Annotated in this window: 10 protein-coding genes and 2 pseudogenes; 6 read left to right on the top strand and 6 right to left on the bottom strand. The window is 71.6% G+C overall.

All coding sequences use genetic code 11. The annotated features are described in order from the left end of the window. Nucleotides 1-98 precede the first annotated feature (98 nt). Nucleotides 99-845, bottom strand: a pseudogene (locus tag ACFWTE_RS08260) (NADPH-dependent F420 reductase); the annotation flags it as partial. A 163-nt stretch (nucleotides 846-1,008) separates the two neighbouring features. Continuing rightward, the gene (locus ACFWTE_RS08255) at nucleotides 1,009-1,458 is read right to left on the bottom strand and encodes a winged helix-turn-helix transcriptional regulator (RefSeq protein WP_378778624.1); all 450 of its coding nucleotides are present in this window, start codon (nucleotides 1,456-1,458) and stop codon (nucleotides 1,009-1,011) included. Nucleotides 1,459-1,579: 121 nt separating this feature from the next. On the opposite strand from ACFWTE_RS08255, the gene ACFWTE_RS08250 reads away from it, so the two are divergent. From ACFWTE_RS08250 to ACFWTE_RS08235, 4 genes and pseudogenes are all read left to right on the top strand, one after another. Beyond that, the gene (locus ACFWTE_RS08250) at nucleotides 1,580-2,497 is read left to right on the top strand and encodes an alcohol dehydrogenase catalytic domain-containing protein (RefSeq protein ID WP_378778623.1); all 918 of its coding nucleotides are present in this window, start codon (nucleotides 1,580-1,582) and stop codon (nucleotides 2,495-2,497) included. Nucleotides 2,498-2,940: 443 nt separating this feature from the next. After that, the gene (locus ACFWTE_RS08245) at nucleotides 2,941-3,537 is read left to right on the top strand and encodes a TetR/AcrR family transcriptional regulator (RefSeq protein WP_378778622.1); all 597 of its coding nucleotides are present in this window, start codon (nucleotides 2,941-2,943) and stop codon (nucleotides 3,535-3,537) included. A gap of 331 nt (nucleotides 3,538-3,868) precedes the next feature. Beyond that, nucleotides 3,869-4,603 carry an SDR family NAD(P)-dependent oxidoreductase gene (locus tag ACFWTE_RS08240; RefSeq protein WP_378778621.1) on the top strand — a complete coding sequence of 245 codons (735 nt, stop codon included), beginning with the start codon at nucleotides 3,869-3,871 and terminating at the stop codon, nucleotides 4,601-4,603. A gap of 215 nt (nucleotides 4,604-4,818) precedes the next feature. Continuing rightward, nucleotides 4,819-4,953, top strand: a pseudogene (locus ACFWTE_RS08235) (hypothetical protein); the annotation flags it as partial. A gap of 1 nt (nucleotide 4,954) precedes the next feature. Here ACFWTE_RS08235 and ACFWTE_RS08230 read toward each other — a convergent pair. From ACFWTE_RS08230 to ACFWTE_RS08215, 4 genes are all read right to left on the bottom strand, one after another. Continuing rightward, nucleotides 4,955-6,547, bottom strand: a complete 1,593-nt coding sequence (locus ACFWTE_RS08230; protein ID WP_378778620.1) for a glycoside hydrolase family 10 protein — start codon at nucleotides 6,545-6,547, stop codon at nucleotides 4,955-4,957. A 366-nt stretch (nucleotides 6,548-6,913) separates the two neighbouring features. After that, nucleotides 6,914-7,387, bottom strand: a complete 474-nt coding sequence (locus ACFWTE_RS08225; protein WP_378778619.1) for a carboxymuconolactone decarboxylase family protein — start codon at nucleotides 7,385-7,387, stop codon at nucleotides 6,914-6,916. Nucleotides 7,388-7,519: 132 nt separating this feature from the next. Then, on the bottom strand, nucleotides 7,520-8,191 hold the full coding sequence (locus tag ACFWTE_RS08220; protein ID WP_378778618.1) for an SDR family oxidoreductase: 672 nt from the start codon (nucleotides 8,189-8,191) through the stop codon (nucleotides 7,520-7,522). Nucleotides 8,192-8,251: 60 nt separating this feature from the next. Then, a complete protein-coding gene (locus ACFWTE_RS08215) occupies nucleotides 8,252-8,683 on the bottom strand; it encodes a VOC family protein (protein ID WP_378778617.1) in 432 nt (143 codons plus the stop codon). A gap of 92 nt (nucleotides 8,684-8,775) precedes the next feature. Here ACFWTE_RS08215 and ACFWTE_RS08210 point away from each other — a divergent pair, with 92 nt between their 5' ends. Continuing rightward, entirely contained in the window at nucleotides 8,776-9,477 is a 702-nt protein-coding gene (locus ACFWTE_RS08210) for a GntR family transcriptional regulator (RefSeq protein ID WP_378778616.1), read from the top strand. A 629-nt stretch (nucleotides 9,478-10,106) separates the two neighbouring features. Continuing rightward, nucleotides 10,107-11,429, top strand: a complete 1,323-nt coding sequence (locus ACFWTE_RS08205) for an ABC transporter substrate-binding protein (protein WP_378778615.1) — start codon at nucleotides 10,107-10,109, stop codon at nucleotides 11,427-11,429. Nucleotides 11,430-11,551: the final 122 nt, after the last annotated feature.

The raw sequence follows: 11,551 nt of genomic DNA, 5'->3' as shown, positions 1-11,551 counted from the left end.
TTTCCCGCACGGCCGCCACCGGCGTCCTTGCCGGAGCGGCCTGGGACCACATGAAGGCCTCCGCCGGTTCTGCGGCGGAGGCCTTCCGTCATGCGTGGTCAGAAGGTGCGCTCGGCCACCTTCACCCGTCGGCTCCCCTCCAGGGCGGCGCGCAGCCTGTGGGCCGGCACGGGGGCGGCGGGGGCCTGCGTCATCTGCTCGGGCGGCACGTCGGGGTCGGCGAGGTAGATCTGGGTGTAGGCGCCGGACTCGGGTTCGAAGCGCCAGCTTTGGGCCGGGGTTCCGGCGTCGACGGTGTCGAAGCCCAGCCGGTCGATCAGGGCTGCGGCCCGCTCCTTGGCGCCGGGGTCCTCACCGGCGATGGGCAGGGCGCTGCGGTCGTCGGCCCCGGTGGGGCGGGCGAGCTGGGGGATGTGGTGGGCCATGATGTTGTTGAAGGCCTTGACCAGCAGGGCGCCGGGCAGGAGCCGCTGGGCGAGCTCGGTCGTGGTCACCTCCTCGGAGTCGAGTTCGGCGATGCGGCCGTCACGGGCCGGGTAGTAGTTGCCGGTGTCCAGCACGGTGCGCCCGCGCAGCAGCCCCCCGGGCAGGGAGTCGTAGGCGGTCAGCGGGATGCTGAGCACGGTGGCCTCCCCTGCGCGGGCGGCCTGTTCCACGGTGGCGGCGCCGGCGCGCGGCCCCAGCTCTTTGACCAGGCCGCTCAGTGTCTGCGGGCCGCGCGAGTTGGCGATCACCACGTCGATGTCCGCCGCGACCGCCAGCCGCGCGACCGCCGTTCCGATGTTCCCGCTTCCGATGATTCCCAGAGTCGACATCGCCGTTCCCTCTTCCCCGTCGTGGTCCGACCGAGCCCCCCACCCCTGGCGCGGGGCTCACCCGACCACGCTAGGACCTACCACTGGTGTGAATACAGATCACCCGATCACCGACTCCTGCCAGTCTCGACCCCCGTGGAGCGGGCGACGCAGAACGCCCCAGTTCGTCTGACCGAAGGTTCGACCAGCAAGCTCAGTGTTCGGCTGCCGTGCGGTGGTGTTCCTCGCGGTGGGCAAGGACGTCGGTCATGTGCGTTTCGGCCCAGTCCTTGAGGCCGACCATGACGTGGTTCAGGGACAAACCGAGGTCGGTCAGTTCGTAGGTGACGGTGACGGGCACGGTGGGCGTGATGGTACGGGTGACCAGGCCGTCGACTTCCAGGGAGCGCAGGGTCTGGGTGAGCATCTTCTGGCTGGCGCCCGCGAGCCGGCGGGACAGTTCGGAGTAGCGCATCGACCGGGGGCCGTCGCCGTGGTCGACTCCGGGACGGTGCGGGCCGTCGCTACCGAGCGCCGCGAGCACCAGCGCGACCCACTTGTCGGAGATACGGTCGAGCAACTGGCGGCTGGGGCAGCCGTCCATGAACGCGTTGTAGCTCGCTTTCGCCTCGGCCCGCTGCTGAGCCGCCTTCTGCGTCGACATCGATGGTCCCTTCCGTACCTGGAGGTGGCTTACGCACTTTGCAGTGCCCTCTTCCGCCCCGGAATCCATAAAACGAGTATGGAACACGGAAACGATCACCCCACCGCAGAGGAACAAAGCCATGGCCACTCCTACCTTCCGCACCGCCGTCGTCCGCATCCCGAACGGGCCCGATTCGATCGAGGTCATCGAGGTGCCCGTCGTCGCTCCCGGCCCCGGCCAGATCCGCGTCGCCATCTCCGCTGCGACGGTCAACCCCACCGATCTCGGCGTCGCGGCGGGCTTCTTCCACTCGATAGGGCTGGTCGATCAGCCCGAGCACACGGGTCTGGGCTGGGAGTTCGCCGGCGTCGTGGACGCGGCCGGGCCGGGCGTCGACCTGGCCGTCGGCACCCGGGTGGCCGGTCTGGTGGTTGGCTTCGACCGCGACTACGGCACCTACGCCGAGCAGATCGTGGTCGCAGCGGCCGACGTCGCCCCGGTCCCCGACGAGCTGGACCTGCTGGCCGCGACCACGGTCCCCCTCAACGGTCTGGCCGCTGCGCAGGGCGTCGACCTGCTCGGCGACGCGCCCGCCGGGGCCGCCCGGTTGCTGGTGACCGGCGCCGCGGGGGCGGTCGGAGCGAACGTCGCCGTCCTCGCCCGGGAACGCGGCTGGCAGGTGACCGGGCTCGCCCGCACCGGCGACGAGGAGTTCGTCCGCGGCCTCGGCGCCGACTTCACCACGCACGCCGAGCCGGAATGGGACGCGGTCGTTGACCCCGCCCAGTTGAATGAAGAAGCGCTCAAGCTGATCCGTGACGGCGGAGCCTACGTCGGGCTGCGGCCAGGCCTCGAACCGCCCACCGAGCGCGGGATCTCGATCGCCTCCGTGGTCACCGCTCTCGACAGCGCGCGACTGGCCGACCTCCTCACCCGCACCGCCTCAGGCGCACTTTCGGCCCGCGTCTACGAGGCCGTCTCTCTGGACCAGGCCGCCGAAGCCCACCGGGCCACCGCCAAGGGCGGCTTCCGCGGCCGCTACGTCATCTGCCCCTGACTGGGGTGCCTCGAAGCTTTCGGGCAGCGTCCCCGAACCCTTCGCAGACCTGCTGCTCCAGGCCAGGGACCAGCGGACCAACATGAACACGAACGACCGGGACGCGACCTGGCTGTTCCCCAACCCCGGAGCCGGACGCCCCCTGCATCCGCACAGCCCCGCCGAACTGATACGCGACATCGGCGGTCGCGAGGTCGGCCTTCTGGCACAGCGACGGGACGGGCGCCCTGGCGGGCCCTCATCGCCAAGAGGAGGCCGACGTGCTGGCCGGTCTTGCGGTTCAGCGTCTTCGGCCACTGCGGCCGAGGGTCCTGTCATGCCCCAGTCGCGACGCGATCCACGCGGTGGATGTCGTCTGCGCTGTGCACGCCGGGCACAAGCCGCCGGACGACGCGGAGCCCCTCGTTGTGGCCCGCATAGTCCAAAACCGGTAGGCTGGGCGGATGGCGCGACCCCGTGAGTTCGACGAAAACCGCGTGCTTCTTGCTGTCCGCGACGAGTTCTGGGACAAGGGATACGCGGCCACGTCGATGGACGACCTGCTGCGCGTGAGCGGGCTGGGCAAGGGCAGCCTCTACGGGGCGTTCGGGGATAAGAGGAGTTTGTTTCTTCGGGTGCTGCGGGCGTACGACGACGCGAACCTGCTGGCACTGCGCGAGCGTCTGGCTTCTGCGGCGAAGGGGGTCGACGTGGTGCGCGAGTTCGTTCTCGGCCTGGCCGGTGACCCGACCGGGGCGGCTGCGCGCCGGGGCTGCCTGCTGGCCAACAGCAACGCCGAGCTTGCCGCTAGCACCCCGGACGTCGCTGCCGAGGCCCGCCGCAGCTACGACGCGATCACCTCCGTCCTCACCGCGGCGCTGGAGCGCGCCCGGAGCGAAGGCGACCTCGACCCCGGTGCCGATCCTTCCGAGACCGCCCGTGCGGTCCTTGTCGCGCAGCTCGGTCTCATCGCCCTTGGGCGCACCGGCATGGATATCGGCGCGTTGACCACGATCGCTCACTCCACCCTGGCCCGACTGCTGCCCACCCCAGTGCGGTAGCAGCGCCCCACCGACCGGCCCGTACCGCCGCAGCCCGCGGCCGGCCTGGCACCCTGCGGCGCGCCCTCAAGCTGCGCGCCGCTGCCCCCAGGGGGAATACGGTCCGCCTTCAGGCCCTCTGCGTGCTGCCGGTTGCCGGTCGGCCCGATCCGCGACCGGCGGCTTCGGCCGCACCGGGTGGCCGATCCGCCCCTGCGATGCCGCCGCCGGAGCAGGGGTGAGCCCGAGGCGCGGGACCCGGATGCTTCGATACGAGCCAAATCTTGACCGAGCGGTCCACAACGCAGGTATGATTCTTGACGTATCAGTCCATAATTAAGAGGAGGGCGGCATGGCCGTCTTGGAAGGTAAGGTCGCGGTCGTCACCGGGGCGGGCACCGGCATCGGGTTCGCGACCGCTCGCGCATTCCGCGACGCGGGCGCCACGGTGTTCATCACCGGTCGCCGCAAGCACGTGCTCGACGCCGCGGTCGCCGAGCTCGGCAACCGCGTGACGGGCATCGTCTGCGACGTCTCGGTGCCCTCCGAGCTCGACGCGTTCTACAGCACCGTGCGGGACCGGGCCGGACGCATCGACGCGCTGGTCGTCAACGCCGGCATCGGCATCGCGGCTCCGTTCGGCGAGGTGACGGAGGAGCTGATCGACTCGGTGTTCGCCACCAACGTCAAGGGAACGATCTTCACGCTCCAGCAGGCGCTACCGCTGCTCAGCAAGGACGCTTCGGTGATCCTGACGGGTTCGACCGCCTCGACCCGGCCCAGCCAGGGACTTGAGGTCTACGCGGCCTCAAAGGCCGCGGTTCGCACCCTCGCTCGCGGTTGGGCCCTCAGCGCGCGCGCACATGGCTTCCGTGTCAACGTCGTATCCCCCGGCGGTACACGCACCGCGGGTCTGCTGGAGCTTGTCACACCCGAGGTGCTCAAGCAGGCCGAAGCCACCGTTCCCCTCGGCCGGCTCGCCGAGCCCGAGGAGATCGCCGCCCTGACGACGTTCCTCGCCTCGGACGCGTCGAGCTACATCAACGGCGCCGAGTTCCACGCCGACGGTGGATACGCCCAGGTGTAAGTGGCCGCACGTGCGGGCCAGGGCCTCAGCCCTGGCCCGCACGTCCCCGGCGCCCTGGGCAAGGCGGCGGGAGGACTTGGCGCAGTTGTCGCACACCAGGTGCACGTCCAGGTCGGCGGGCACCTGCTTGTCGATCGTGCCCTTGTATGGATGACCTGCTGTTCAACCGGTACGCCCCTGAGCACACGCAAATGCAGCTGAGCGCGGAGGCCTGTGAGCGGCTGCCCGCGGCCCTGGTCCAGGGCCGGCGCGACTACTTCGGGGCGCACACCTACCGCCGCGCGGACCGCGAGGGGGTGTTCCACACCCTCTGGTCGGGCGACCGGTCCGAGGAGCGCGCGGACGCGTGAGTCAGCCGCGCGGGTCGGTGACGGCTCCGGGCGGCCCCTCGATCCGGTAGTCGTCCAGGGCGGTGACCGCGTACGCGGACCCCTCCGGGGATTCGTCCCCGGAGGGGGCGTCCTCCAGTGAGGTCCGGCCGGTCACCCCCACGAGGTTGTCGGCGGACAGGGCCGCGCAGTGGTCCTCCGCGCCCCCCGAGGCGACCAGGTCCGCCTCGGTGGGGTCGAGCCGGTAGACGGCGTAGAAACGCGCGCCCTCGGTCCCGTCCCACTCCAGCCGTGTGCGGTCGCCGTCGGCCGTGGCGGTCAGTCCGGTCACTGCTCCGGTGAGCGGCTCGCCCTCCCGGGAGGGGTCGGCCACGGGCGGGAGGGCGGGGTCCGCGTAGTGCTCCTCGGCCAGGTGGTCGAAGGCCTCCGCGGCCGGGCCGGTGAGGGAGGTGAAGGAGAAGTAGACGTCGCCTCCGACCTCGGGGAAGCCGTCGGCGTAGTCGAGCTGGGTGCTGAGCGCGTCGTCCTCGCGCCAGCCGCTCTCGCCGACCCGGTAGGCGGCCTGGCCGATGTAGAGGTCCACGCCGGTGCCCTCGACCTCGGCCGCCCACCACGGGACGAGCTCCTCGTAGTCGGCGGCGCCGAACCCGCGCTCCCAGTACAGCTGGGGGACGACGTAGTCGACCGTCCCCTCCCTGATCCAGGTCCGGGTGTCGGCGTGCTGGGCGGCGTAGGACTCCAGCCCCGAGGTCGCCGACCCGGTGGGGTCACTGCCGTCGTTGCGCCAGATCCCGAACGGGGAGATCCCGAAGCGGACCCAGGCCTTGGTCTCCTGGATCCGGTCGTGCACACCCTCCACGAGCCGGTTGACGTTGTCGCGCCGCCAGTCCTCGCGGTCGTCGAAGCCGCTCCCGTACTCCTCCCAGGTGGCGTCGTCGTCGAACTCCTCGCCGTCCTGGGGATAGGGGTAGAAGAAGTCGTCGAAGTGGACGCCGTCGATGTCGTAGCGCTCGACCACGTCCATGATCACGCCGGTGACCCACGCGCGGACCTCCGGTTCGCCCGGGTCGAGGAAGCCCTCGCCGCCGTAGTCGACCAGCCAGTCCGGGTTCTCCCTGACCGGGTGGTCGTCGGCCATCTCCTCGATGTCGGAGTTCAGGCCGACGCGGTAGGGGTTGAACCAGGCGTGCATCTCCAGGCCGCGCAGGTGCGCCTGCTCGACGGCGTACTCCAGGGGGTCGTAGCCGGGGTCGCCGCCCTGCTCTCCGGTGAGGTAGCGGGACCAGGGCTCCAGGTCGGACTCGTAGACGGCGTCGGCGGTGGGGCGCACGTGCAGGAAGACGGTGTTCAGGCCGAGCCGGTCGGCCTCGTCGAGGCGCTCGTCCATCTCCGCCCGCTGCTCGTCGGCGCTCAGCCCCGGTTCGGAGGGCCAGTCGATGTTGCCGACGGTGGTGAGCCAGGCGCCGCGCATCTCCCGCTTGTCATGGGCGGCCTGGCAACGGGCCGCCCCCGGGCCCGGCCCCGGGTCGGTGGCGGACACGAGCACGTACGCGGACAGCATGAGCGCCGAGGCGGCGCCCGCGGCCAGCCACCGGTTGCGCCATCGCGGCGCCATCCCCGCCCGTCTCCCTGGAGCCACGGGTCCTCCCCCTGCACCGTGGTGGCGTCGGGGCGACGCCACACCGGGACTCAGAGTAGGTCACAAGGTAACGTTTTGGACAATGATGGCGAAATCGGTGGTTTGAATCTCATTCGATCGGAAAACGGGCTTGTTTCGATCGGCGTATCCGGGTGCCGCGGAGCGCGGAAGGCCACTTCTCCGGTCGACCGGGCCGCGTCGCGGACGTGAAGGCACGACCGGCTGTTCGACCTCGTAGCGCCCCTCGACCGTGGCCTCCACGTCGAAGACGTCCACCCGGGTCCCCGCAGGGCCGGCGCCGTCCGGGCGGACCGGGGCCCTGCGGGGCCGTGACCGGTCGGGTCAGCCGAACTGGCCGGGCTGGTAGTCGCCCGCGGGGTTACGGACGATGAGGTTCATCCGGTTGACGGTGTTCATGAAGGAGATGAGGCACACCAGTGCCGCCAGCTCGTCCTCGTCGTAGTGCTTCGCGGCGTTCTCCCAGGCCTCGTCCGTGACCCCGCCGGCGGCGTCGGCCACGCGGGTCCCCTGCTCCGCCAGCTCCAGTGCGGCCCGCTCGGCCGCGGTGAAGACCGTGGCCTCCCGCCAGGCCGCGACCAGGTGGAGCCGCACGGGGGTCTCCCCGGCGAGGGCCGCGTCCTTGGTGTGCATGTCGGTGCAGAAACCGCAGCCGTTGATCTGGCTGACGCGGATCCCCACCAGCTCCTGGGTGGCGCTCGGCAGCGTCGTCTCCCGCAGGGCCCTGCCGGTCGAGGCGACGTGCTTCATGATCCGGGTCGCGACAGTGTTGCCGAAGAGGTTGAGTCGGGCTTCCATGCTGATCTCCTGGCCGTGTTGACGATGACACAGCACAGACGGAGCGGGCGGGCCGGATGTGACATCCCCCAGGGCGGAGGGGTCCGACGCGCGCCCCGTCCCGGGCCGCCGCCCGGCGGTCCGGGACGGGGTTCAGCGCTGTCGCGCGTCGGCGAGTGCGGCGACGGCCTCGGCGACGGGGGTGGGGCCGGAGGTGAGCTCCACGACGCAGCGGCTCAGACCCGGCTCGTGCAGCGCGGCGTCGATGAAGGCCGCCACGTCGTCGCGGGGCACGTCCCCGTACTCCAGGGCGGCGGCCGCGCTGACCCGACCGGTCCCGGGCTCGTCGAGCAGGGTCCCGGGGCGTACGATCAGCCAGTCCAGGTCGCTGGCCGCCAGGTAGGCGTCGGCGGCCTTCTTGACCTTCGCGTAGTGCTCGAAACCCTCCGAGGCGCCGCCTCCGCGCAGTGCCTCGGGAAAGACCGACACCAGCACCAGGCGCCGCACCCCGGCCTGCCGGGCAGCCCGCACGGTCTTCGCCAGCCCCTCGCCGTCGATGGCGGTGGTCATGTCCGCGCCGGCGCCGTGGGCCCCGGCGGAGAACACCACGGCGTCGTGCCCGCCGAGCTTGCGCGTCAGCTCGTCCACGGAGTCGTCGAGGAGGTTCCCGGCGACCGGGACCCCGCCGGAGGACCGCACCGTCTCCGCCTGCGCGGGAGCGCGGTGCATGCCGGTGACCTCGTCACCACGGGCGGCGAGCAGTGCGGTGAGGCGGCGTCCCACGCCACCGGCCGCGCCGATCTGGAACACCTTCATCGTCGTCATGGCTCCTTCCTCTCACGGCGGGCTGCGATCCGTGCGCAACCGCGCCGTGCGGGCCCGGGCTCAGACGGCGAAGACCTGCGAGTCGTCCGCGAACGCCTTGAACTCCAGGGCGTTCCCGGCCGGGTCGAGCAGGAACATCGTCCACTGCTCGCCGGGCTGCCCCTCGAAGCGCACGTAGGGCTCGATGACGAACTCCGTCCCTGCCTCGCGCAGCCGTCCGGCGAGTTCGTGGAACACGGGGGTCGGGAGGATCAGGCCGAAGTGCGGAACCGGGACGTCGTGGCCGTCGACCGGGTTGTGCACGCGCTCGGGCCGGCCCGGCGCCAGGTGCGTCACGAACTGGTGGCCGTGCAGGTTCCAGTCCACCCAGGTGTCGCAGCTGCGGCCCTGTTCCAGGCCGAGTACCTTGCCGTAGAACCGGCGTGCGGCGGCGAGGTCGTCCACCGGCACGGCCAGGTGGAACCGCGGGATCGGCGAGTCGAGGACGGTCATGGTGTGGTCCGCCTTCCTTGAGGGACGGTCCCGGCATGTCACCGAGAGCGAATGTCGCAATGTTAACATTGCGACAAGCCAAGGAGGCAAGAGTGACGGAAGAACGGGGCACGGTGGGGCCCGCCCGCCGCAGGGGGCTGGCCGACGAGGTCGCCGACCGCGTGCGGGAGTCCATCTTCGGCGGGGCCTACGCACCTGGCGCCCAGCTGCGCGAGCTGGAGCTGTCCAGGGCGCTGGAGGTCAGTCGCGGTCCGGTGCGCGAGGCCCTGCTCCGACTGGAGCGCGAGGGGCTGGTCCGCAGTGAGTGGCACCGCGGCGCCACGGTCACGACCCTGTCCCCCCGCGACGTCGCCGAACTCGACAGCCTCCGGGGCGCACTGGAGGAGCTGGCCGTCCGGCAGGTGGTCGCCCACGCCTCGGCGGAGGACCTCGACGCGGTCGCGGACCTCGCGGCGCGGATGGACCGGGCCGAGGACGAACACGCCCTGGTGCGCTGCGACATCGCCTTCCACGACGCCGTCTACGACGCCTCCCGGCACCAGCGCCTACGGGAGGCCTGGCAGGCGATCCGGTCCCAGGTCCACCTGTTCCTGCTCACCAGGATCCGCGTCAGCGCGGCGGACTACCTCACCCGCGTCCCGGGGGAGCACCGCGAACTCGCCGAGGCCCTGCGCGCCCGCGACGCCGGGGCCGCCCTCGACCTCTTCGCCGCCCACCGGCGCCACGCCTTCGAGGTGCTGTCCGGCCCGGGCGTAGCCGAGGGGCCCGAAGGGGCGCGGGACGACGCCTCCTGAGGGTCTTCCCGCCCCGCCCTCCGTCACGCGGCAAGGAAGAGGTGAACACCCCGGCTCCCGGACGTCCCCTCGTGCAGGGGTCGGGTCGAAGCCGGGTCCAGCATGGTAAACGCTTTCCGGGCCTGGGGGCAAGACTGTCGGGAGGCTTGCTGCGATGCGCTCGGGCCGGGGCGGCCGGTACCAGCGGCTCCTGTCCCGGCGCCTCGTGGCCGGAAGGCGGTCGCTCGTCGTGGCGGTGCTGGTGGTGGCGTGTCCGGCGGGGTTCCGACAGGAGTCGTCCAGGTGTCCCCTCCGGAAACCGAGCGTTGACACCCGCGTGACGCGGTGCTAAAAAATGAACACTTGAGAACATGGATAGCGCTTACCAGCATGGTTGCCGCCGACTCGCCCCGTGCGTGAGGGCACGACCCGACGCCCTCGACAGGGAGTGCCCACCGGTCATCGCCCCCGGGCCACCCTTCCTGCCCGACCACGGTCCCGGTACCCCCGCCCCAGCCTCCGCCGCGCGCGGTGCTCCACCCGGCCGGCCGGTCCACCGGCCCGACCCCCCACTCCTCCCGACCGGACAGCAGTACCCCGTCAAGGGCACAGCCGCCCCCGGAACGCAGTAGCCGAAGGGAAACACCACCATGCGCGTACCCCCTGGCCGAGGACGGCCCCGAGCGGGCCGCCGCGGCACCGCCCTCACCGTCGCCTCCGCGGCGACGGCGCTGGTCATGGCCACCTCCGCGTGCGGAGGAACCGGAGGCGAGGGCGAGACGGTCGAACTCCGCTTCTCCTGGTGGGGCTCCGACGAGCGCCAGGCCGCCATGCTCCAGGTGATCGAGAACTTCGAGGCCGACAACCCCGACATCCGGATCGCGGGGGAGAGCACCGACTGGAGCTCCTACTGGGACCGGCTGGCCACCAACACCGCGGCCAACGACGCCCCCGACATCGCCATGCAGGAGGAGCGCTACCTGCGCGAGTACGCGGACCGGGGCGCGCTCATGGACCTCGACGAGGCCACCGGGCTGGACCTGTCCGGGCTGGACCCGCTCATCGCCGAGAGCGGCGACCTGGACGGCCGGACCTTCGGTGCCGCCACCGGCGTCAACGCCTACGCCATCCACGCCGACCCCGAGGCCTTCGAGGCCGCGGGCGTGGAGATGCCCGACGATCAGACGTGGACGTGGGACGACTACGTCGAGATCTCCGGACAGATCACCGAGGGCAGCGACGGCGAGTACGTCGGTACCCAGAGCATGAGCTACAACGAGACCGGTTTCCAGGTCTTCGCGCGCCAGCACGGCGAGAACCTCTACGCGGAGGACGGGTCGCTGGGCTTCTCCCAGGAGACCCTGACCGCCTGGTTCGAGATCACCCAGGAGCTCCAGGACAACGGCGGTCAGCCGAGCGCGGCCGAGGGTGTGGAGATCCAGGGCGGCGGCGTCGACCAGTCGGTCGTGTCCACCAACCAGGGGGCGATGGCGCACTTCTGGAGCAACCAGCTCGGCGGGGTGGCCGAGTCGTCGGGCCGGGACATCCAGCTGCTCCGCTACCCGGGGGAGACCGAGTTCGACCGGACCGGCGGGTTCTTCAAACCGGCCATGTTCTACACCCTCTCCGCGGGGACCGAGCACCCCGAGGAGGCGGCCCGCTTCGTCGACCACATGCTCAACGACCCGGCGGCGGCCGAGCTGATCCTGGCCGACCTGGGACTCCCGGCCAACGTGGAGGTGCGCGAGGCCATCGTCGACGACCTGCCCGGGGCCGACGCGCAGATGGCCGAGTTCATGAGCGGCATCGAGGGCACGATCGTGGACGGCAACCCCCCGCCCCCGATCGGCGCGGGCCAGGTCGTGGAGATCACCCAGCGGGTCACCGACAGCCTCGCCTTCGGGGACATCACCCCGGAGGAGGCGGCCGAGCAGTTCATGACCGAGGTCGAGGCGGCCACCGGCGGCGCCTGAGCGATCCGGGGCACGGGCCCGGGGCGCGGGGGATCTCCCTTCGCGCCCCGGGCCCGCGTCGTCGGCGCACCAGGGGGTCGGCGCCCCGCCTGGAGCCCTGATAGTCCGCTTTCGGGGCCGGG

Source organism: Nocardiopsis sp. NPDC058631, assembly GCF_042716955.1.
Lineage (GTDB): Bacteria > Actinomycetota > Actinomycetes > Streptosporangiales > Streptosporangiaceae > Nocardiopsis.
Note: the sequence above shows the minus strand (reverse complement) of the source record. Positions and strands in the feature narration are given on the sequence as shown.